This is a genomic window from Achromobacter pestifer (assembly GCF_013267355.1).
Classification (GTDB): Bacteria; Pseudomonadota; Gammaproteobacteria; order Burkholderiales; family Burkholderiaceae_B; genus Achromobacter; species Achromobacter pestifer_A.
In genome coordinates this window covers 4,986,018-5,007,932 of sequence record NZ_CP053985.1, presented here as the reverse complement: position 1 = coordinate 5,007,932, position 21,915 = coordinate 4,986,018, and the positions used below count along the sequence as shown (strand labels likewise).

At 66.7% G+C, this 21,915-nt stretch carries 19 protein-coding genes; 6 read left to right on the top strand and 13 right to left on the bottom strand.

Going from position 1 to position 21,915, the window contains the following annotated elements; translation table 11 throughout:
* Positions 1-195: 195 nt before the first annotated feature.
* The 7 genes from FOC84_RS23745 to FOC84_RS23715 all read right to left on the bottom strand — a co-directional run bounded on the left by FOC84_RS23745 (position 196) and on the right by FOC84_RS23715 (position 7,628).
* Positions 196-1,704: a M81 family metallopeptidase gene (locus tag FOC84_RS23745; protein WP_173146608.1), complete on the bottom strand. Its 1,509-nt coding sequence runs from the start codon at positions 1,702-1,704 to the stop codon at positions 196-198.
* Positions 1,701-2,984: a Zn-dependent hydrolase gene (locus FOC84_RS23740; RefSeq protein WP_173146607.1), complete on the bottom strand. Its 1,284-nt coding sequence runs from the start codon at positions 2,982-2,984 to the stop codon at positions 1,701-1,703. Before FOC84_RS23740 ends, FOC84_RS23745 begins: the two co-directional genes overlap by 4 nt.
* Before the next feature lie 39 nt (positions 2,985-3,023).
* Positions 3,024-3,722, bottom strand: a complete 699-nt coding sequence (locus FOC84_RS23735; RefSeq protein ID WP_173146606.1) for an ABC transporter ATP-binding protein — start codon at positions 3,720-3,722, stop codon at positions 3,024-3,026.
* Positions 3,719-4,498, bottom strand: coding sequence for an ABC transporter ATP-binding protein (locus tag FOC84_RS23730; protein WP_173146605.1), 780 nt, complete (start codon positions 4,496-4,498; stop codon positions 3,719-3,721). The genes FOC84_RS23735 and FOC84_RS23730 overlap by 4 nt, the downstream gene beginning before the upstream one ends.
* Positions 4,495-5,484, bottom strand: coding sequence for a branched-chain amino acid ABC transporter permease (locus tag FOC84_RS23725; RefSeq protein WP_173146604.1), 990 nt, complete (start codon positions 5,482-5,484; stop codon positions 4,495-4,497). Before FOC84_RS23725 ends, FOC84_RS23730 begins: the two co-directional genes overlap by 4 nt.
* Positions 5,484-6,341: a branched-chain amino acid ABC transporter permease gene (locus tag FOC84_RS23720; protein ID WP_173146603.1), complete on the bottom strand. Its 858-nt coding sequence runs from the start codon at positions 6,339-6,341 to the stop codon at positions 5,484-5,486. Before FOC84_RS23720 ends, FOC84_RS23725 begins: the two co-directional genes overlap by 1 nt.
* 87 nt (positions 6,342-6,428) lie before the next feature.
* A complete protein-coding gene (locus tag FOC84_RS23715) occupies positions 6,429-7,628 on the bottom strand; it encodes an ABC transporter substrate-binding protein (protein ID WP_173146602.1) in 1,200 nt (399 codons plus the stop codon).
* 320 nt (positions 7,629-7,948) lie between these two features.
* Here FOC84_RS23715 and FOC84_RS23710 point away from each other — a divergent pair, with 320 nt between their 5' ends.
* Entirely contained in the window at positions 7,949-8,785 is an 837-nt protein-coding gene (locus tag FOC84_RS23710) for a FadR/GntR family transcriptional regulator (protein ID WP_173146601.1), read from the top strand.
* Between the two features lie 69 nt (positions 8,786-8,854).
* Here FOC84_RS23710 and FOC84_RS23705 read toward each other — a convergent pair whose 3' ends face one another.
* From FOC84_RS23705 to FOC84_RS23695, 3 genes are read right to left on the bottom strand one after another with little or no spacing between them, the layout of a single operon-like run.
* The gene (locus tag FOC84_RS23705) at positions 8,855-9,841 is read right to left on the bottom strand and encodes a Bug family tripartite tricarboxylate transporter substrate binding protein (protein WP_173146600.1); all 987 of its coding nucleotides are present in this window, start codon (positions 9,839-9,841) and stop codon (positions 8,855-8,857) included.
* A 55-nt stretch (positions 9,842-9,896) separates the two neighbouring features.
* Positions 9,897-11,399: an AMP-binding protein gene (locus FOC84_RS23700; RefSeq protein ID WP_173146599.1), complete on the bottom strand. Its 1,503-nt coding sequence runs from the start codon at positions 11,397-11,399 to the stop codon at positions 9,897-9,899.
* A complete protein-coding gene (locus tag FOC84_RS23695; RefSeq protein ID WP_173150367.1) occupies positions 11,396-12,283 on the bottom strand; it encodes an SDR family oxidoreductase in 888 nt (295 codons plus the stop codon). The genes FOC84_RS23700 and FOC84_RS23695 overlap by 4 nt, the downstream gene beginning before the upstream one ends.
* A 148-nt stretch (positions 12,284-12,431) precedes the next feature.
* On the opposite strand from FOC84_RS23695, the gene FOC84_RS23690 reads away from it, so the two are divergent.
* Positions 12,432-13,361, top strand: a complete 930-nt coding sequence (locus FOC84_RS23690; protein ID WP_173146598.1) for a LysR family transcriptional regulator — start codon at positions 12,432-12,434, stop codon at positions 13,359-13,361.
* 267 nt (positions 13,362-13,628) lie between these two features.
* Complete coding sequence (acnA, locus tag FOC84_RS23685; protein WP_173146597.1) at positions 13,629-16,334, top strand: aconitate hydratase AcnA; 2,706 nt, start codon at positions 13,629-13,631, stop codon at positions 16,332-16,334.
* A 94-nt stretch (positions 16,335-16,428) separates the two neighbouring features.
* On the opposite strand, the gene FOC84_RS23680 is transcribed toward acnA, so the two are convergent.
* On the bottom strand, positions 16,429-17,205 hold the full coding sequence (locus FOC84_RS23680) for a DODA-type extradiol aromatic ring-opening family dioxygenase (protein ID WP_173146596.1): 777 nt from the start codon (positions 17,203-17,205) through the stop codon (positions 16,429-16,431).
* Between the two features lie 210 nt (positions 17,206-17,415).
* Between FOC84_RS23680 and FOC84_RS23675 the strand changes: the two genes are divergently transcribed.
* The 3 genes from FOC84_RS23675 to efp all read left to right on the top strand — a co-directional run bounded on the left by FOC84_RS23675 (position 17,416) and on the right by efp (position 20,474).
* Positions 17,416-18,618, top strand: coding sequence for a DUF2863 family protein (locus FOC84_RS23675; protein ID WP_173146595.1), 1,203 nt, complete (start codon positions 17,416-17,418; stop codon positions 18,616-18,618).
* Between the two features lie 6 nt (positions 18,619-18,624).
* A complete protein-coding gene (earP, locus tag FOC84_RS23670; protein WP_173146594.1) occupies positions 18,625-19,737 on the top strand; it encodes an elongation factor P maturation arginine rhamnosyltransferase EarP in 1,113 nt (370 codons plus the stop codon).
* 176 nt (positions 19,738-19,913) lie between these two features.
* Positions 19,914-20,474, top strand: a complete 561-nt coding sequence (gene efp, locus FOC84_RS23665; RefSeq protein WP_006225610.1) for an elongation factor P — start codon at positions 19,914-19,916, stop codon at positions 20,472-20,474.
* Between the two features lie 68 nt (positions 20,475-20,542).
* On the opposite strand, the gene FOC84_RS23660 is transcribed toward efp, so the two are convergent.
* Positions 20,543-21,004, bottom strand: a complete 462-nt coding sequence (locus FOC84_RS23660) for a DUF1178 family protein (protein ID WP_173146593.1) — start codon at positions 21,002-21,004, stop codon at positions 20,543-20,545.
* A 138-nt stretch (positions 21,005-21,142) separates the two neighbouring features.
* The gene (locus tag FOC84_RS23655) at positions 21,143-21,847 is read right to left on the bottom strand and encodes a DUF2968 domain-containing protein (protein WP_173146592.1); all 705 of its coding nucleotides are present in this window, start codon (positions 21,845-21,847) and stop codon (positions 21,143-21,145) included.
* Between the last annotated feature and the right edge of the window lie 68 nt (positions 21,848-21,915).

Genomic DNA, 21,915 nt, shown 5'->3' with positions numbered 1-21,915 from the left:
ACTACGGATGCGTCTGGAATATGCCGGAAGGCCAGGGCCTTGCCGGGCCGGCTGCACCAAAGGGGGTTGGGATCACTGAGCGCCCCATTCTACGGCAAACGGAATCATTCTCATTTATGTTACTTTTTGTTTGAGAATGTCCGTTGCCCGGGCGCCACAGCTGCCGCGCGTGGCGGCGCCCTCTTCCCGCCGAATTTATCGACGCCCTTCGCGAGGGTCGTAGTCTGCCGCCGCCATGGGTTCCAGCGGGTATAGCGGCCTCGCGCGCCTGCGGAATTCGAACAGCGACCAGTCGGAGCTGGTCACGCCTGGGCTGTCGCATTCGACCAGCGCCTGGGAGATCGGCACGAACACCGGCCGGCAGTACATGCGCGACTTCACCAGCACGAAGCGGGCGCGGGACGGATCCAGGCCCAGGCTTTGGAACACGCCCAGGTCCCAGGGCTCGTGGGTCTGCTCGGTCAGCACCAGTTGCGCGGCGCCTATGTCCAGCACCGCGCTGCGGCCCATGCAGGCCAGTTGTCCGGTATAGGTCGGGCCGCTGATCACGTATTCGCCGTTGCTCAGCGCGCGCACGGTGCCGCGCAGCGTGACGGGCTGCGCCGCCCGGCCGATCTCATCGATGGCGCGCTTGTTGCCCACCGGCAGCTCGACCGTGGCGCCGACGCCGGCGCGGGTCAGCTCGGCGACGGCTTCGGGGTCGCAATACAGCCCGGCCTGAATCCCTTCCAATCCGGCATCCAGCGCGGCCATCAGCACGTCCAGGGTGTCACAGGTGCCGCCGCTCATGCAGTTGTCGCCGTGGTCCAGCAGCAGCACCGGCTTGCTTGCGCCCTCGGTCAGGGCCTTGGCGCGCGCCAGCGACTCAGCCAGCGGCTCGCTGTCGTAGAAAAAGCCGTCGCGCTGCTCCCAGATCAGGGCGGCGATCTCGCCCGCCACGCGCTCCGCCTCGGCGCGATCGCCGTCGGCGACCGCCACCACGCTGACGCAGGGATGCGGGATGTCGGCCAGGCCGAAGCCCGCCAGCACCGACACGCCCAGCGTCCCCGCGGCCTCCGCCTGGCGCGCCGCATCGACGGCGGCGCGCATGGCCCCTTCGGCGGTGTTGCTGCGCAGGGAATGCGACACCAGCGGCAGCCGGCGCCACGCCATGACCGGCTTGCACAGGCCGTCAATGCCCGCGAACAGCAGCCTGCCGGCGTGCTCGCCGGTTTCGTACATGTCGATATGGGGATAGGTCTTGAAGCTGACGATGACGTCGGCGTTGTCCATCATCTTCTGCGTGACGTTGCCGTGCAGGTCCAGCGCCACCGCGATCGGCGCGCCGGGCGCGGCGGCGCGCAAGCGTTCGAGCAGGTCGCCCTCGCCGTCGTCGGTGGTCTCCACCGCCATGGCGCCATGCAGATCCAGCAGGATGACGTCGCAACCCGGCGCGGCGGCCACGATGCGGTCGCAGAGTTCCGCATAGGCTTGGCCGTCGACCCGGCCGCTGGGATAGGCGGTGGCCGAGACCGGCGTGACCAGCTCGGCGCCGCGCGCTTCGGCCAGGTCTATGAAAGCCGACATCGCCGTGCGCTTGCCCTTGTTTTCTTCGTAGGCCGCCGCATCGTAGGCGGGACCGCCGTTGCCGAAGGCCGACAAGGGCGTGGGCACCGGCGAGAAGGTGTTGGTTTCATGGTTCAGCCTTGCGAGCAGCGCCTTCATTGCGCGCCTCCTTCCGCAAGCTGGATACGCCCGCAGCAGCGCAACATGGCGTGCAGCAGCACATTGCAGCCCGCCTCCAGATGCTCGGGCTGCGCGTCCTCGATCTCGTTGTGGCTGATGCCATCCTTGCACGGCACGAAGATCATGGCGGTGGGCGCCACCCGCGCCATGTAGACCGCGTCGTGGCCCGCGCCGCTGATCACATCCAGCGAATCCAGGCCCAGCGTGCGCGCGCCGTCGCGGATCGCCTGCACCAGCCGGGGCTCGAAGGGCTGCGGCGGGAAATACACCACCTCCTTGCTTTCGACCTGGAAGCGGCCCGGCTCGGCCAGTTCCTCGCAGACGCGGGCGAACGCCGCGGCCATGCTGTCCAGCGTGGCGTCATCGGCGGCGCGCAGGTCCACGGTGAGCGCCACCCGGCCCGGGATCACGTTGCGCGAGTTCGGGAAGCTGTCGATGCAGCCCACCGTGCCGCGGCCATGCGGCGCGTGCTCCAGCGCGATCCGGTTGACCTCCAGCACCAGCCTGGAAGCGGTCAGCAAGGCGTCGCGGCGCAGTTCCATGGGCGTGGGCCCGGCATGCGCTTCCTGGCCGGTGATGACCACGTCGTACCAGCGCTGGCCCAAGGCGCCCTGCACCGCGCCGATGGTGATGCCGCGGTCCTCCAGGATGGGGCCTTGCTCGATGTGCGCCTCGAAGTAGGCGCCGACGGCTCCCGGCCGGGCAGGCTCCGGACCCGCGTAGCCGATGGCGCGCAGCGCCTGGTCCACGCTGACGCCGTCGCGGTCCCGCGCCGCCAGCGCATGCTCCAGCGTAAAGGCGCCCGCGTACACGCCCGAGCCCATCATCACCGGCACGAAGCGCGAGCCCTCTTCGTTGGTCCACACCACCACTTCCAGCGGCGCTTCGGTGGCGATGCCGCGCTCATGCAGGGTGCGCAGAACCTCGATGCCGGCGAGCACGCCGTAGTTGCCGTCGAACTTGCCGCCGGTGGGCTGGGTGTCGATATGGCTGCCGGTCATCACGGCGGGCAGCTCATCGCGCAGGCCCGGGCGGCGCATGAAGATATTGCCGATGGCGTCCACGCGCACGCTGCAACCCAGCTCCCGGGCCCAGGCGCAGACCAGGTCGCGGCCCTGCCGGTCCAGGTCGCTCAGCGCCAGCCGGCACACTCCCCCCTTGTCGGTGGCGCCGATGCGGGCCAGCTCCATCAACGAGTTCCAAAGACGGCTGCCGTCGATGCGGATGCCGCTGACGGCCTCCAATGTGTTCATTTCCATGGTGTTCCCTTGCTTCACGTTGCGCGGCACAGGCCGTCCCTAGACACCCACGCCCAGGTATCGGTCCTTCACGTTTTCATCCGCCATGAATTCAGCGTTGCTGCCTTCGTAGACAATGGATCCCTGTTCGATGATGAAATGGCGGTCGGCCAGCTGGGTGCAGACTTCCAGGTTCTGCTCCACCAGCAGGATGGTGACGCCGGCTTGCTTGATGGACTTGATCTGCGCCACGATCTCCTCGACGATCACCGGCGCCAGGCCTTCGACCGGCTCGTCCAGCATCAGCACGCGCGGATGGTTCATGAGCGCGCGTCCGATGGCCAGCATCTGCTGTTCGCCGCCCGACAACTGGCCGCCGCCGTTCTTGCGGCGCTCCTTCAGGCGGGGAAAGATGCCGTAGATGTCGTCCAGCTGCCAAGGGGAGTCGCGGCTCAAGCCCAGCTTCAGGTTTTCCTCGACCGTCAGCAGCTTGAAGATGCCGCGGTGCTCGGGCACCAGGCAGATCCCCATGGACGCGATCTTGTGCGCCGGCAGTCCGGCGATGTCGCGTCCGCCGTAGCGCACCGCGCCGCCCTTGGGCGCGATCACGCCGGCGATGGTCTTGAGCGTGGTGGACTTGCCCGCGCCGTTGCGGCCGAGCAGCGTGACCACCTCGCCTTGCGGCAGCTCCAGCGACACGCCTTGCAGGATATGGCTCTTGCCGTAGTAGCTGTGTATGGCGTCGACATGCAGCATCATGCCCGGCCTCCCGTGATCATATTACCCAGGTACGCGGCGCGCACCCGCTCGTCGCTGCGGATCGCCTGGGGCGTGCCTTCGACCAGCACACGGCCCTGCTGCATCACCGTGATCGTGTCGGAGATGTCCATCACGATGTTCATGTTGTGCTCGATCAGCACCACCGTGTGGTCGTCGCGCAGGCTGCGGATCAGACGCTTCATTTCCTCCAGGTCGTCCACCCCCATGCCTGAGGTGGGCTCGTCCAGGAAGATGGCGCGCGGCCTGGCCGCCAGCGCCATGCCCACTTCCAGGCGCCGCTGCTGGCCGTGCGACAACGCGCCCGCCGCGACCTCGGAAAATCGTGCCAACCCCAGGCGTTCCAGCGCTGCGTCGACAACTTCGCGCTGAGATCGCTGACCTGTTGGAGGATGCCAGCAGTCGAACGCGCCGGCGCGATGCGCGCCCTGCGCCGCCAACCGCAGGTTTTCCCGCACCGACAGGTTGGCGAACAGGCTGGTGACCTGGAAGGAGCGCGCGATGCCGCGCTGCACGCGCTGGTAGTCGGCCTCCTGCGTCACGTCCTTGCCGTCGAACACGATGCTGCCCTCGCTGGTGCGCAGCGTGCCCGTCAGGATGTGGAACAGCGTGGTCTTGCCTGCGCCGTTGGGGCCGATCACGGAATGCACGGTGCGCGGCCGCACCTGCAGATCAACGCCATGCAGGGCCACGAACTTGCCAAAGCGCTTGACGATGCCGCTGGCTTTCAGCAGCGGCACGAGATTTTCCTGGCTCATGCGCGGCTCTCCTTGGCGGCCGATTCCGCGACGGCAGGCTTGCGCCGCAGCGCCAGCCAGATGCGTACTCCCAGCCCCCACAAGCCCTTCTGCATGAACAGGCTGACCGCGATCAGCAAGAATCCCAGCAGCATCAGCCAGCGCGGCCACAAGGTGGAAAGCCAGTCCGCGAACAGCACATAGAACGCAGCGCCCAGCACCGAGGCGAACAGATTGCCGGTGCCGCCTATGACCGTCATGACCAGAATCATTTCGCTGCTGTGGTATTCGATGCTGGACAGCGGCGCAATGCCGGTCATCATGGCGAGGAAGGCGCCGGCCAGCGCCGTCACGGCCCCGGAAATGGCGAAAGCCGACAACTTGAACAGGCGCACGTTGTAGCCCACCGCCATGGCGCGCGCCTCGTTGTCGCGGATCGCGAGCAAGGTGCGGCCGAACACCGAGTTGGTCACGCGCTGCAGCAGCCAGAATATCGCCAGGAAGCACACCGCCACGAACGTGTAGAACTGCCAGGGCGACGCCAGCGGCAAGAGCTCCACGCCCGCCACCGACAGCGGCGGACGCGGGACATCCAGCAGGCCGTTGTCGCCCCCGGTCAGGTCGGGCAGGCTGTACGCCAGGAAGTAGAACATCTGCGCGAAAGCCAGCGTCAGCATCACGAAGTAGGTGCCGCGCTGGCGGATCGCGAACCAGCCCACCAAGGTGGCCCCCAGCGCGCCCACCGCCATCGCGGCCAGCAGCGCCAGCGGCATGGGCAGGCCGGTGCGCGTCAGCAGGAGGCCGACGGCATAGCTGCCCAGGCCGAAGAAGATGCCCTGGCCGAACGACAGCAGGCCGGTGAATCCCAGCAGCAGGTTGCAGCCCAGCACCGCCAGCGCGTAGATCAACACTTCCGAGGCCAGCGACCCCGACTGCATGCACAGCGGCAGCAGCAACACCACGGCCAGCGCCAGCAGCAATTGGGCATGAGATTTCAAGCGCGTCATCATCCTCTCCCCATCAGGCCGTGCGGACGCAGCAGCAGCACCGCCGCCATCGCCACATAGATCATCAGCCGCGCGCCTTCCGGCCACAGCGTGCTCATCACGCTCTGCACCACGCCGATCAGCAGGCCGCCGACCAGCGCGCCGAAGAAGCTGCCCATGCCTCCCACCACCACGATGACGAAGGCGATGCCCAGGGCCTCGATGCCCATGAAGGGCTCGACACCGCGTATGGGCGCCGCCAGCACGCCCGCCAAGGCCGCGGTCGCCGCGCCCAGCGCGAACACCAGGCTGAACATGCGGAACACGTTGATGCCCAGCATGGACACCATCTCGGTGGATTCGCTGCCCGCGCGCACCGCGCTGCCCAGCCGCGTGCCTTCCAGCACGTACCAGAGCAGCAGCGAGAAGACCGCGGTGAAGCCGATCACGAACAGGCGGTACTTGGGATAGATAAAGCTGCCCCACATGACCACCCCCTGCAGGGCGGACGGCGCGGCGACGTTGTCGCCTATCGGCCCCCAGATCACGATGACCAGCTCCTGCAGCACCAGCGCCAGGCCTACCGTGATCAGGATGTGGAACTCGTGCGCCTGCGCGTAGACATGGCGCAGCAGGACCTTCTCGACGACCCAGGCGGCGGCTCCCACCAGCAGCGGCACGATGGCCAGCGCCAGCCAGAAATTAAGGCCCCACTGGATGGCCTGGAAACAGAAGTACGCGCCCAGCAGATAGAACGCCCCATGGGCGAAGTTCACGAAGCGCAACAGACCGAAGACGATGGACAGGCCGACTGCCAGAAGGAAGTACAGCATGCCTACCCCGATCCCATTGATGATCTGGAGGAGATAGACGTTCATTGGAATGCCCGGTGGAGGAAACGAAAGGCCGCGGGGCGCGCGGCCGCCGCGGACGTGGCGCCCGCGGCAGCCCGCCTCAGGATCGCGCTACAGCTTGCAGCCGGTTTCCCCGGGCGGCAGGAAGGAGCGGCCGCTATGCACGATCTCGGCATAGTCGTCCTTGTCCTTCATGTCCTTCTTGGCGCGGCCCTTGAGCAGGTAGTAGTTCTTCAGGACCTGGTGGTCTTCCTTGCGGATTTCCTCCTTGCCCGTCAGGCCTTCGTAGGCCATGCCCTCCATGACGGCGATCACCTTGGCCGGGTCGGCGCTGCCGGCCCGGGCGATGGCGTCCAGCATGATGCGGGTGCAGATGTAGGAGCCCGCCAGGCTGTAGTTCGGATTGGCGCGCGTCTTGTCGCGGGACAGCTGCACCAGTTCCTTGTTCAGCGGCGAGTCGATGCCGTGCCAGTACTGCGCGCCGAAATACACGCCTTCGCACAGATCCGCGCCCAGGCCCTCGAATTGCTCCAGGCCCGAGGCCCAGGCCACCAGGATGGTGCAGTTCTGCTTCATGCCGAAGCTGACGGCTTGGCGCAGCGTATCCGACGATTGCGAACCGAAGTTCAGGATCAGCAGCACGTCCGGCTTGGCGGCCATGGCGTTGGTGAGGTAGCCGCTGAACTCCTTCTCGGTCAGCGAGTGGTAGCTATTGCCCACATGCTCGATGCCCTTTTCCTTGAAGATCGCCTTGGCCGCGCTGAGCAGGCCGTCGCCGAACACGTATTGCGGCGTGATGGTGTACCAGCGCTTGGCGTTGGGCAGTTTTTCCAGCAAGGGGCGCACGGTCTGTTCGATGGCGCCGAAGGTGGGCACCGACCAGCGGAAGGTCGCCCGGTTGCAATCCTTGCCGGTGATTTCGTCCGCGCCCGCGGTGGTGATGAAGACGCCGCCGGCGCGTTCAACTTCCTTGCCCATGGCCAGCGCTTCAGACGACAGGATGCCGCCGGCGAAGAACTTGACGCCCTTCTGCTGCGAGATTTCCTGCACCTTGCGCACCGCCGTGGCCGGCTTGCCCTCGGTGTCCAGCACGGTATAGCCCAGCGGCCGGTCGAGCGCGCGGCCATACTGCTCCAGCGCCAGTTTCATGCCCAGGTCGGCGTATTTGCCGTTGGCGGCAAAGGCGCCCGACATGGGCACTGGACACCCGAACTGGATCGCATCGGCTTGCGCCAGCGCGGACCGGGCGGCCCATAGTGATCCGGGCACAGCGCCAAGCGCGGCCATTTTCAGCAGGTTGCGGCGATTCAAGATGGTTCTCCCTGGCTGCCGCTGGCGCTGCCGCGGCATATTGACGATGTCGAGCGCGCACCATGCGCGTCCCCATTCCGACTCTGTCTGCTCCAAGCTCCCGAGCCAGGGCTGCCGCCGCGCGTGGGCGTACTCGCAAGTCCTGGCCTCATGCCTATACTGCGACTACCATCCTATTTATCATGATAAATAGGATTATTATCATGATCAGTTTGGCGAGCCGGATCTGTCAATAGAAGGCGCATCAGGTATAACCCGGGGTCCGCGCAAAACAGCCCGGGCCCTGCCCCGCGCACACCATGCAGCAACGGAGGAACGCAATGGCGTTCAATAGTCACGACCTACTAGCCGCGGGCGCGTCGAGTCCGCCCAAGCGCAGCGACCTGGTCGCCGAGGAGATCAAGCGGCTGATCACGGCCAAGAACCTGTTGCCGGGCGACAAGCTGCCGCGCGAGAGCGAGCTGCAAAGCATGTTCTCGGTCAGCAAGAGCACCATGCGCGAAGCGCTCAAGTCGCTGGAGGTGCAGGGGCTGGTGAAGGTCAGCACCGGGCCGGGCGGCGGCGGCACCGTGGTCGAGGTGCCGCTGGACCGTACCTTCCAGCTGATGCAGAACTACCTGTTCTTCAAGGAAGTTCGGATCGAGGACATCTACCAGGTGCGCAAGCTGCTGGAGCCCGAGCTTGCGGCCAGCGCCGTGCCCTTCCTGACGGAGGCGCATTTCGCCGCGCTGGAGGAGAACATCGCCTGCTGCGATCCGTCGGCCGAGCATGTCGACGACCCGCTGGCCCAGCGCCAGGAAGAGATCAATTTCCACGACATCTTCGCGGCCGCCTGCCCCAATCCGTTCCTGCGGTTCAGCTGCGAGATGACCAACGAAATGATCCGGCAGCTGACCGTGTTCGACAACGAAATGCCCTTGTCCGAACAGCAGCGCTTCGGCAGCGCCAACACGGGTTTCCACCGCAATATCCTGGCGGCGGCGCGCGAGCGCGACGTCGAAAAGGTGCGCGACCTGATGAGCGAACACATGCAGGACGCGATGCGTTCGGTCAAGCGCATGCACGGCAAGCTCGAGGGCCGGCTGATCCTGGACTCCGAGATGTCGCGGCGCAACGTCACGCGCAAGGCGCGCCGCGGCGGCGGCAAGAAGGCCTGACGGCGCGGGCGGCCGGCGATGGCCGCGCCCCGCCTCGGGCAGGGCCGGACAGGCGTGTCCAGCCTCGCGTCAATCCATCTTGATCTTGTTGGCCTCGATCACCTCGCCCCAACGCTGGCGGTCTTCCTGCAGGTAGGCATCGACCTGTGCCTGGCTGCGCGGCGCCTGGATCACGAGGCCCAGCGGCTCGAAGCGGCCGCGCAAGGCCGGATCCCGCAACACCTTGTCGATGGCCGCCTGCAAGCGCTGCGCATCGGCCTGCGGCACGGCGCGAGGCACGGCCAGGCCAAACCAGGTGGCGGCGCGAAACCCCGGAAAGCCGCTTTCCGCGACGGTCGGCACGTCCGGCAGCACAGCGAGCCGCTCGCTGGTCGTGACGGCAAGCGCCTTGAGCTTGTGTTCCCGCACCAGCGGCAGCGAGGTGCTGACCACATCCGCCATCAACTGCGTATCGTTGCCCATCAGCGACGTGAGCGCCGGTGCGCTGCCGTTATAGGGAACGTGCGTCAGGTCCATGCCGGTGCGCGATTTCAGCAGTTCGATCGCCAGCTGCAGCGGGCTGCCGATGCCCACGGAAGCATAGTTGAGCTTACCCGGCCGCGCCTTGGCGTAGGCGACGAACTCGGCCAGATTGGTGGCGGGCACGGCGTTGCTTGCCACCAGCACCAGCGGCAGTTCGGCGACGATGGTCAGCGGCTGGAAGTCGCGCGCGGCGTCGTAGGCAATGCGCTGGTAAAGCATGGGATTGAGCACCATGCTGGCGTTGCTGGACAGAAAGACCGTGTAGCCGTCGGGCGCTGCGCGGGCCACATAGGTGGCGGCGACCATGGTGTTGGCGCCGGGCTTGTTCTCCACCAAGACGGGTTGCCCCAGGTCGCGCGCAAGGCCTTCGGCCAAGACCCGCGACAGTTGGTCGGCCGCGCCGCCCGGCGTGTAGGGCACGACTAGCTTGATGGGCTTTTCCGGGTATGCCGCCAACGCCGCTGACGGCCCCGCAAGCGCGAAGATCGCCGCGGCCGCGATGCGGCGCAGCCTGTGATTCAGTCTAGATGCCATGCTTGTCTCCCGAGCTGTGTTGTCAATCTTGTTATCGCGGCGATGCGCCGCCCTGCTATACCTGGCGCTGCCGGCCCGCCCAGAATTCGGCGCGCAGCCTGCGCTTGGCGATCTTGCCGTTGTCGTCGCGCGGCAGTTCCGCGCGCAGTTGCAGTTCGCGCGGCACCTTGTAGCGCGCAATCCGTTGCGCCAGCCATTGCGTCAGCGCCTCGGGTTCGGGCGAGGCGCCGGCCACGGGCTGCACCAGCGCCATCAGCCGCTCTCCGTATTCGTCGTCGGGCACGCCGAACACCGCGCAATCCGCCACGCCCGGATACTGCATCAGCTGGTGTTCGACCTCGGCGGGATAGATGTTCACGCCGCCCGAGATCACCAGGTCCGATTCGCGGTCGCACACGTAGAGATAGCCGTCGGCGTCCAGATAGCCCAGGTCGCCCAGGCCGATGAGTCCGTCCTTCTCCACGTCGGCGCGGGCCTGCGGGTTGTTGCGATAGGTGAAGTCCGCGTAGGCCGGCTGGCGCACGTGGATCCGCCCGACCTGGCCCGCCGCGCAGAGGGACCCGTCTTCGGCATGGATCCTGACCTGCGCGCCGCCGATGGGCCGGCCGGCGCTGCCGGGGCGGGCGAGCGCTTCGTGCGAATCGATGACCGTGACCATGCCCGCCTCGCTCGATGCATAGGTTTCGTGGATGACGGGGCCCAGCCAATCGATCATGGCGCGCTTGATTTCCGGCGCGCAGGGTGCGCCCGTCGAAGCCACGAAGCGCAGCGACGACAGGTCATGCGCGGCGCGCGTGGCGGCGTCCAGCTTCAAGAGGCGCACATACATGATGGGCACCAGATAGACCGTATCGATGCGGTGCGCCTCGATCAGGCGCAGGACCTCCACCGGGTCGAACCTGTCGGTCAGCACAAAGGTCTCGCAGACCCGCAGGGCCACCTGCGCGTATACGCTGGGCGCGCTGTGGTAGATCGGCGCAGGCAGCAAGGCGCGCGATCCCGGGCGCAGGCCGTAGGCCGCCTCCACCACCGCTTCGACCTGTTGCAGGTGGCGCGCCAGGTGTTCCAGCGGGAACGGCGCGCGCACCACGCCCTTGGGCTGGCCGGTGGTGCCGGAGGTATAGGCCATGTGGCCGCGCGGCGCCACGCGCGGACCGTCATAGGGCTGCTGGCGGTCGCGCCAGGCGTCGTAATCCGCCTGCCCGGACTGCGCCGCGCTGGCGCCGGCCAACAGCACGGGCAGGCCGGCCGGTAGCGCATCGCGCAGCGGCAGCCACAGGTCGGCATGGGCGATCAGCAGGCGAGCGCCGCTGTCTGCGACCAGGAACGCCACTTCGGCGCCAGTGAAGTGCCAATTGATCGGGCAGTAGTAGCAGCCCAACCGCTTGCAGGCCAGGATGAGCTCCAGATAAGGCAGGCCGTTGCGCAATAGCACGGCGATCACGTCGCCTTCCCGCACGCCCATCGCCGCCAGGCCGGCGGCGACCTGTTCGCCGCGCGCGGCCAGCGCCGCGCCCGGCAAGCGCTCGCCGCCCGCGTGGATCGTGCTGCCCGTCATGCCGCCCCCGTGCTGCGCTGCGCCTTGTCCTGCGCGGTGCGCGTTTCGATGGCCTGGCGCGCGGCGGCCCAGTCCGCGTCGCTCCATTCGGCGTACTGCTTGAAGTAGGCGCCGTTGGCCAGATAGTCGCCGCCGTCCAACGCGATGGTCTGGCCGTTGATCCAGTCGTAGCCCGGACTCAGCAGGAAGGCCGCCAGCTCGCCGATGTCGTGGCCGGTGCCCAACCGCCGCATCGGGTTCTGCTGCGTCTGGGCGTCGGCGCCCGTGTCCTTCGGCCGCAGCCGCGCGCTGGCCCCTTCGGTCGGGATCACGCCCGGCGCGATGGCGTTCAGGCGGATGCCATGGCGGCCCCATTCGATGGCCAGCGACTTGGTCATGGCGTCTATGCCGGCCTTGGACATGGCCGAAGGGACCACGAAGGGCGAACCGGTCCAGACCCAGGTCACCACGATGGACAGCACCGCCCCGCCCGTGCCCTGCGCGATCCAGCGCTTGCCGACGGCCTGGGTCGTATAGAAGGTGCCGCGGAACACCGTGTCGGCGATGGCGTTGAAGCCGCGCGGCGAGAGCTTTTCGGTAGGGCTGATGAAGTTGCCCGCGGCGTTGTTGATCAGGCCGGTCAGCGCGCCATGCCCGGTCCAGATGGCGTCGACCGCGGCGTCCACGGCCTCGGCATCGCGGATATCGACCGCCTGGACGTGGACCTCCGCGCCGTAGCGCTCGCGCAGGCTCGCGGCGGCTTCTTCGAGCACCCCGGCGCGGCGTCCCCACAAGTGCAGCGTAGCGCCCAGCGACGCCAGCCGCTCGGCCATGGCATAGCCCAGGCCGGTGCCGCCCCCGGTGACAAGGACGCGCTCGCCGCGGAACAGATCGGCGCGGAACATGGTTTGCGGGATCGTCCCGCCGGGCTGTTTTTGGGGCATGGCCTGGTCTCCTGTTTGGTGGAGTCCAGAATATCAATCCGCGCCACGCCGCGACAATCCCGCACTTTGCGTAAACTATGTTTCCTTACAGTCAACAATAAGACCGCGCATGCCCGCCCTGCCCGCGCTCGACCTCAATCTGATACAGCTGTTCGTCACCATCGTCGACGCCGGCACCTTGAGCGAAGCGGCGGTGCGCCACGGCGTGACCCGATCGCACGTCAGCCGCAACCTGCAGAAGCTGGAACGCGCCTTCGGCGCCCAGCTCATCCGCCGCAGCACCCGGCGGCTGGAGCTGACGCAGCAAGGCTCGGTGCTGTACGAGCACGGCGCGCGCATGGCGCGCGAGGTCGAATCCGCCCGCCACGCCTTGCAAAAGCTCGGCTCGGAGCCCGCCGGCCACGTCCGGCTGAGCATCCCCACCGGGCTGGGAGAACTGGACCAGTTGCGCCCGCTGCTGGTGAACTTCACCTTGCGGCATCCGGCGCTGACCCTGCGCGTGCTGTTTTCCAACCGGGTAAGCGACCTGATTTCGTCGGAAATCGACGTGGCGCTGCGGGTGATGACCACCCCGCCGCAGGATTACGTGGCACGCGCGCTGGGCGACGTGAAATGGGTGCTGTGCGCGGCGCCTTCCTATCTGGAGCTGTTCGGCCCGCCGGCCCATCCGCGCGACCTCGGCCGCCTGCACTTTCTTGGCCCGCCCGACCCCAGGCCCCAGGTCACGCTGCGGCTGCGCCGCAAGGACCAGCTGCATGAGGCCAAGCTCGCGCCGCGGCTGCAGTCGGAGTATTTCCCGTTCCTGGCGCAAGCTGCCCGCGCCGGCGCGGGCGTGGCGCTGCTGCCGGCCTATGTGGTGCATGGGGACCTCGCCGCGGGACGATTGACGCCGGTGCTGCCGGCCTACCAGGCCATGGGCCCGGGCGACAAGCTGTTCATCCTGACCACGTCCAACCCCTACCCCTCGACGGCACAGCGCGCGGTGGTCGATTTCCTGCGTACCGAACTGACCGTGCTGCTGCGCGAATTCCTTGCGTAGACCCGCGCTCCCTAGTAGCGCCGCAACATCCGCGTAGGACTTTCTTGATAAAAGAGGCTTGCGACCCGCGCACGCCTCGGCCAGAGTATCGGGTAAGGCCAAAGGCCGCCGCCCCTGATTGCAGTAGGGGAACTTTGACGGCCCAGCCAAGTCTTATATAAGATATAAGACATACGGCCGCGCAGGCGCCAGTCTCACATAGAATGACAAATGCGCAAAAACGCCAGAAAATGCCGGCTTCAACCGGGCAAAACCACGGAGTCCATCATGCCGCACAACACCCTAGACACCCTCAAGAATTTCAAGATCGGCAATAAATCCTGTCAGTACTATTCGCTGCCGGCGCTGGGCAAGTCCCTCGGCATCGACGTGCAGCGGCTCCCGGTTTCGATCCGCATCGTGCTGGAATCCGTGCTGCGCAACTGCGACGGCAAGAAGGTCACCGAAGAGCACGTCAGGCAACTGGCCAACTGGCAGGCCAATGCCCGCCGCGAAGACGAAATTCCCTTCGTCGTCGCCCGCGTGGTGCTGCAGGACTTCACCGGCGTGCCGCTGCTGGCCGACATCGCCGCCATGCGCTCGGTGGCCGACAAGATGGGCAAGAGCCCCAAGAGCATCGAGCCGCTGGTGCCAGTGGACCTGGTGGTGGACCACTCGGTCATGATCGACTACTTCGGCACCAAGAATGCGCTGGACCTGAACATGAAGCTGGAGTTCAAGCGCAACCAGGAACGCTACCAGTTCATGAAGTGGGGCATGCAGGCGTTCGACACCTTCGGCGTCGTGCCCCCGGGCTTCGGCATCGTCCACCAGGTCAACCTGGAGTATCTGGCGCGCGGCGTGCACCAGGACAAGAAGAACAACGTCTACTACCCGGACTCGCTGGTGGGCACCGACAGCCACACCACCATGATCAACGGCATCGGCGTGGTGGGCTGGGGCGTGGGCGGCATCGAAGCCGAGGCCGGCATGCTGGGCCAGCCCGTGTACTTCCTGACCCCCGACGTGGTGGGCGTGGAACTCAAGGGCAAGCTGCGCGGCGGCGTCACCGCCACCGACCTGGTGTTGACCATCACTGAAATGCTGCGCCGCGAGAAGGTGGTGGGCAAGTTCGTCGAATTCTGCGGCGCAGGCACCGCCAGCCTGTCCGTGGCCGAACGCGCCACCATCGGCAACATGGCGCCGGAATACGGCGCCACCATGGGCTTCTTCCCGGTCGACGAGCGCACCATCGACTACTTCCGCGGCACCGGCCGCACGGAAGACGAAATTGCCGCCTTCGAAGCCTATTTCAAGGCGCAGAAGATGTTTGGCGTGCCCAAGGCAAAGGACATCAATTTCACCAAGCTGCTGACGCTGGACCTGTCCACCGTCGCGCCGTCGCTGGCGGGCCCGAAGCGTCCGCAGGATCGCATCGAGATCGGCAACGTCAAGGACACCTTCATCGACCTGTACTCCAAGCCGGTGGCCGCCAACGGCTTCAACCAGCCGGCCGAAAAGCTGGACCAGACGTTCACCACCAGCGCCGGCACCAAGGTCAAGAACGGCGACATCCTGATCGCCGCCATCACGTCCTGCACCAACACGTCCAACCCCAGCGTGCTGCTGGCGGCCGGCCTGCTGGCCAAGAAGGCCGTGGAAGCGGGCATGACGGTGCCCAAGCACATCAAGACCTCGCTGGCCCCCGGATCGCGCGTGGTCACCGAGTACCTGACCAAGACGGGCCTGCTGCCCTACCTGGAAAAGCTGGGCTTCGACGTGGCCGCCTACGGCTGCACGACCTGCATCGGCAACGCCGGCGACCTGACCCCGGACCTGAACGACGCCATCACCGGCAACGACCTGATCTGCTCGGCCGTGCTCTCGGGCAACCGCAACTTCGAAGCCCGCATCCACCCGAACATCAAGGCCAACTTCCTGGCCTCGCCCCCGCTGGTCGTGGCCTATGCGCTGGCCGGCACGGTCACGCGCGACCTGATGACCGAGCCCGTGGGCCGCGGCAAGAACGGCGACGTGTGGCTGGGCGACATCTGGCCGACCACCGAGGAAGTCGAGTCGCTGCTGAAGTACGCCCTGGATCCCAAGGCTTTCGAGGCCAACTACGGCCAGGTCAAGAGCAACCCGGGCAAGCTCTGGGAGAACATCAAGGGCGTCACCGGCGACACCTACAACTGGCCTGACTCCACCTACATCGCCGAACCGCCCTTCTTCGAGGGCTTCGGCATGACGCCGGGCGCGATGCCGACCGTCAAGAACGCCCGCGCGCTGGGTGTGTTCGGCGACTCGGTCACCACCGACCACATCTCGCCGGCCGGCTCCATCAAGGAAACCTCGCCCGCGGGCAAGTGGCTGAAGGAAAACGGCGTCATGAAGGCCGACTTCAACAGCTACGGTTCGCGCCGCGGCAACCACGAGATCATGATGCGCGGCACCTTCGCCAACGTACGCATCAAGAACCTCATGATTCCGGCGCTGCCGGACGGCAGCCGCTTCGAAGGCGGCGACACCCTGTTCCAGCCCACCGGCGAACAGATGTCCATCTATGACGCGGCCATGAAGTACGTCGGCGCGGGCACCCCCACCGTGGTGTTCGGCGGCGAAGAGTACGGCACCGGCTCGTCGCGCGACTGGGCGGCCAAGGGTACCCAGCTGCTGGGCGTGAAGGCCGTGGTCACCCGCAGCTTCGAGCGCATCCACCGCAGCAACCTGGTCGGCATGGGCGTGCTGCCCCTGCAGTTCAAGGGCTCGGACAGCGTGCAGTCGCTGGGCATCACCGGCGAGGAAACCTACGACATCTCGGGCCTGGAAAATGGCATCAAGCCGATGCAGGACGTGACGCTGACGATCACCCGCAAGGACGGTTCCAAGCAGGACGTCACGGTGCTGCTGCGCATCGACACCCCGATCGAGGTGGACTACTACCAGCACGGCGGCATCCTGCCCTTCGTGCTGCGCCAGCTGCTGGCTGCCTGATCTCCTGATCAGACCAGACAATGGCCCGGGAACCTCACGGTTCCCGGGCCATTTTCATGGCGCCTGCGCGGACGCCGCGGCCGCGCGCTTCGGATCAGTCCGCGAACTCGTAGGCATCCATCGCCAGCGCGCCATACAAGACTTCATCATTCAGGCGCCGAAAGCCGGTTCCGCCCGCGCCCAGCGCCACGTACAGCGGCATCAGGTGGTCGTCGTGCGGATGGGCCTGCGATGCGCCCGGCGCCTGCGCCTGCCAGTCCAGCAGGGCCGGCAGGTCATGGCCGCCCAGCTTGTCCGCGTACCACTGCTGGAAAGCCGGCACGTAGGGCAGCGCGGGCGCGTCCTGCGGCATGCGCACGTGGCGCAGGTTGTGCGTCAGCGAACCCGAGCCGATGACCAGGATGTCCTCGTCCCGCAGCCGGGCCAGCGCGCGGCCCAGTTCCAGCTGCCCGGCCGCGTCGCGGCCCATGTCCAGCGACAGCTGCACCACCGGCACGTCCGCTTCCGGATAGAGGTAGCGCAGCGGCACCCAGGCGCCATGGTCCAGCGGGCGGCGGGGATCGAGGTCGGCGACGATGCCCGAGTCGGCCAGCAGCGCCTGCACCCGCGCCGCCAGCTCCGGCGAACCGGGAGCCGCGTACTGCAATTGATAGAGTTCCGGCGGAAAACCGCCGAAATCGTGCCAGGCGACCTGGCGGTCGCGGGTCGACAGCGCCAGGCCCTCGCCCATCCAGTGCGGCGACACGACCAGGATGCCCTTGGGCTTGCGGTCCTGCGCGGCGCTCCAGGCGGCGAGCGCCGGACCGGTCTGTCCGGGCTCGACGGCGAGCATGGGGGATCCATGGGATATGAAAAGCGTAGGCCAGCGCATGGCGGTGCCTCCAGATAGTGAGTTGATGACTGTATTTTCCGTCGTTTCTTATCAGCAATAAACCACCCTGATCGGCATTATCTGTTGCTGTTTTCGCATCAATCTACCTGTCCCGCAATGGCTGCGGCGCCTCGCAGGGGGCAGCGCGCCGCAGTACGCGCCGGGCGTTAAACTACGCAGTTGCACACTTACTGGACGCTCCCCGAAGTTATGGCCCGATCCCGCAGCCAATCCGCTCCCCGCCTCACCCGTGACGCCGCCAAACTGGTCGCGCTTGCCCAGGCGCTCAGCCGCTCGGGCAGCCGCCTCGAAGACGTGTTCTGGGAGAACCAGCTTGGCGAAGCGATTCCGAAGCTGCTGAAGGCGGGGCAGGACGCTCCCCTGGAAGCGGCCCTGGACCACCTCGCCCAGAGCGACGTGGGCGCATACGAGATCCTGATCGAACAGGCCGAAACCCTGTCCGAATCGATGAAGATCGAGAAAAATGGCGCCCGCTACGACATTTTGCTGGTCGTGGCGCCCATCGTCGCCTGGACCCGCTACGCCATCCCGACCGGCCCGATCGCCGCCGGCGCGCAGCAGGCGCTGATGGCCCAACTGCACGGACATGTCCTGTCCAGCAAGGCCCGCAGCGCGCTGATGCCGGTGCTGGTCAGCGTGGACCAGATGCCGCGCACTTTCTCCGAAACCTGGCAATGGCTGCAACGCCTGGGCACGCAGGCGCTGGGCGCCGAGACCGCCAAGCCCGCCCTGAACAGCGAGACCGAGACGGCCAACATGCTGGCCGACACGCGCTATATCGTGGCGGCCGTCGCGGTGCCCGAAGGCGAGCCGGTCTTCCGCTGGCAGGAACAGCTGGGCGAAGCCGAAGCCAGCCGCGACGCCTGCCAGGAGCAATGGGCCGCGCAGGCCCAGCCGACCCTGGCCAATCTGTTGCCGGGCTGCGGTTTCGAAGCCCTGTTGCCCGACGCCTATTACGTCAGCAACCGCGAAGCCGACCGGCGGGTGCGCCCGCTGTCGCTGCGCGCGGCGGTCAGTTGGCTCGAAGGCGCGGTCAGCCTCGAAGCCTCCCAGTTGCGGGCGGTGGTGGCCGGCTGCGGCGAAAGCCGCATCGACGAATACCGCATCGGCTTCACGGCGCGCAGCAGCAACGATGTCTACTACGGCTGCGTCTGGCCGCTGTACGGGCGCGAGGAAGACCAGCCGTCCGATGAAGGCCAGCCCGACGTGGTCGACGAGATCGCGGCCCTGCTCAAGGAGTACGGCGTCACCGAAGTGCGCCGCATCCCGGGCGTGCTGCCTCCCGAATACTGCGAAGACTGCGGCGCGCCCTACTTCCCGAATCCGCTGGGCGAACTGGTGCATGCCGAACTGCCCGAGGACGCGGAAGCCTCGCCGGCCAAGTTCCACTAAGCGGCAATGCAAGCGGACATCTTCTGCCGGGTTGTCGACAACTATGGCGACATCGGCGTCTGCTGGCGGCTGGCGCGCCGCTTGGCGCACGGCCGCGGCTGGGATGTGCGCCTGTGGGTCGACGACCTGGCCAGCTTTGCCCGCATCCAGCCCGGTGTCGCTCCCGGCCTGCCGCGCCAGCAACTGGCCGGCATCGACATCGTGCACTGGTCCGACTCGCCGGATCCGGCGCTCGCCGCCCGCGACGTGGTGATCGAAGCTTTCGCCTGCGATCCTCCCGAAGCGTTCCTGGACAGCATGCGGCAGGCACATCCGGCCTGGATCAACCTGGAATACCTGAGCGCCGAGTCCTGGGTGGAAAGCTGCCACGGCCTGCCCTCGCAGCGGCCGGACGGCCTGGTCAAGCACTTTTTCTTTCCCGGCTTCACCCGCGCCACCGGTGGGCTGCTGCGCGAACCGGGCCTGTCGGCCGAACGCGACGCCCTGCAGGCATCGGCGCAGGACCAGGAAGCCTTCCTGCGCTCGCTGGGCGTGCCGCAGGACCTGCTGTTGCGCCGCCGCGACGGTGCACGCGCCGTGTCCCTGTTTTGCTATCCGACGGCGCCGGTAAGCGCGCTGGCCGAGGCGCTGGCGGCCGATCCGCGCCCCAGCCTGCTGCTTGCCCCCGAAGGCGTGGCTCCCGGCCTGGAAGCCGCCTGCGCGGCGCCGGGCGCACCGTCGGTGGCCCGTCTGCCCTTCGTGGCGCAGCCGGACTTCGACCGCCTGCTGTGGTGCTGCGACCTGAATTTCGTGCGCGGCGAGGATTCCTTCGTCCGCGCCGCCTGGGCCGCGCGCCCGCTGGTCTGGCAGATCTATCCCCAGGACGAGAACGTGCACCTGGAAAAACTGGAAGCCTGGCTGGCGCGCTATCCGGCCCCGGAAACCGCCCAGACCCTGATCCGGGCCTGGAACCTGCCGGAAACGGGCGCAAGCGCCGCGGCGCTGTCGGCCGCCCTGACGCCGGCCGCATGGGGAGACTGGGCCGCCGCCGCGCGGGCCTGGGATGCGAGCCAGGCCGCGCTGCCGGATCTTGCCGAAAATCTGGCCGATTTTTGCGCAGACTTGGCGAAGAAACGTTAGAATAGAGAGTTTTCCGAGCGCCCTGTATTTGTCGGGCCTCAACTATGACGCCTCCCGGGGTGTGCACGAAGCCGCTGTCGGGGTCTTATGACCCGGATCTTCAAGCCCGATTTTTTTCGCAGCGGCGGCTTTTTGCAAGCACGGAGAGTGCACCCATCACCCCCGGAGTTTTATCGATGAAAACCGCTCAGGAATTGCGAGTCGGCAACGTGGTCATGGTCGGCAAGGATCCCCTCGTGGTCCAGAAGGCCGAATACAACAAGTCTGGCCGTAACGCCGCTGTTGTGAAGCTGAAGTTCAAGAACCTGTTGACCGCCTCGGCCAGCGAATCGGTCTACAAGGCCGACGAAAAGTTCGAAGTCGTCCAGCTCGACCGCAAGGAGTGCACCTACTCCTACTTCGGCGACCCGATGTACGTCTTCATGGACGAAGAGTACAACCAGTACGAAATCGAAGCCGAAAGCATGGGCGACGCCCTGAACTACCTGGAAGAAGCGATGCCCGTGGAAGTGGTCTTCTACGACGGCCGCGCCATTTCGGTTGAACTGCCCACGACGCTCGTGCGCGAAATCACCTACACCGAACCCGCCGTGCGTGGCGATACCTCGGGCAAGGTGACCAAGCCGGCCAAGATCAACACCGGCTACGAACTGAACGTGCCGCTGTTCTGCGCCATCGGCGACAAGATCGAAATCGACACCCGCACCAACGAATACCGCAGCCGCGTCAACAACTGATCCGGCAGCAGGCAAGAAAAAGCCAGACCTACGGGTCTGGCTTTTTTTATTGCCGCGGCCCGCTGGCGTTACTGCAGGCGCTCGTCGTCCAGAAAATCTGGCACTGCCATGACGTCGATGCCATCCTCGGCCAGCGATTCACGCTCTTCGGGCGTGGCCGTGCCGCGGATCGGGCGGTCGTCGGCATCGCCTTCGTGGATGCGGCGCGCCTCTTCGGCGAAACGCGGTCCGACGTTTTCGGTGTTGCGCAGCAAGGCGCGCACCTGGCGCATGACGGCCGCCTGCAACACCGCCATCTTGTCGGCGTCGGAGGCATTGGCGGGCAGCGTGGGCTGGACGGTCTGCGGCGCGTGCAGATGGGCGACGTTCAGGCGCGGCGCCGACAGCCGCTTGGTGATGCTGGCGGACCCGCAGACCGGGCACGTGACGAGGCCACGCGCCTGCTGCGCGTCATAGTCTTCGTGCGAACCGAACCAGCCCTCGAAAATGTGGCTGTGTTCGCACTGGAGGTCGAAAACTTTAAGTGCCATGGCATCAATATGGGGTGTAACTCCCAGAATACAAGAAACCGCCGGCGGCGGGCGCTTAGCCCCTGCGTGCGCAATGCCTTTTCCTGGCCAGCCAAGACAAAGCGGGCCCTCAGGCCCGCTTTTCCGCATGCCCAAGGGCTACTTGCCGCGGTTCTGGGCCGCCGGGTTCCCCACTTGCGTCTGCTGCGCCTGCAAGGCGTCGATCTGACGTTGCAGATCGCGCAACTGCTGACGCACGTCCTTCTGCTGGTCGGCCAGCGCCGTGGCTTCCTGGCGCGACTGCTCCTGGCGCGCAGCGACCTGCTCTTCCTGCTGCAGGCGCACCGTGCGGTCGGCCTGCAGGGTGCTCAGCTCGGCGCTGCGGCTGGCCAGCAGCTTCTCGGCATGCGCGTACTCGGCCTGCATCTTGATGCGCTTGATGTCCACTTCGGCCAATTCGGCGGATTGGGCGACGAAGGCGCGGTAGGTGGCTTCGGCCTGCTTGTCCGACTTGGTCTTCACCACGCGCCAGAAATCCTTCTGCTGGAACAGCGCGACGTAATAGGTCAGGTCGTCCGGCTTGAACAGCAGGCTGGCGCCGTAGGTGCCGTTGTAGGCGGTGCGCAGCTCCGATACCTGGCGGCTCTGGATCAGGCCTTGCAGCTCCGACAGCGTGGACGCCGGGCGCGCGGCGGGCGGCGGCGCGGGGGGAGTCACCGGCGCGGATGCCGCCTGCGTGTCCTCGACCTGTTTAACCGTGGGCCGGGGCGCTTCGGATTGCGCGCTGGCGCAAGCGGCCAGACCGGACAGGGCCGTGCCCAACAGCGCCATGCGGGCGGCGCCACGGATAAATTGGACGTTCATGCCTTCCCCAAAAAAATCGTTGCGGAACTATAGCAATTTATTTCACCCAGGACAGACGCGCTTACATG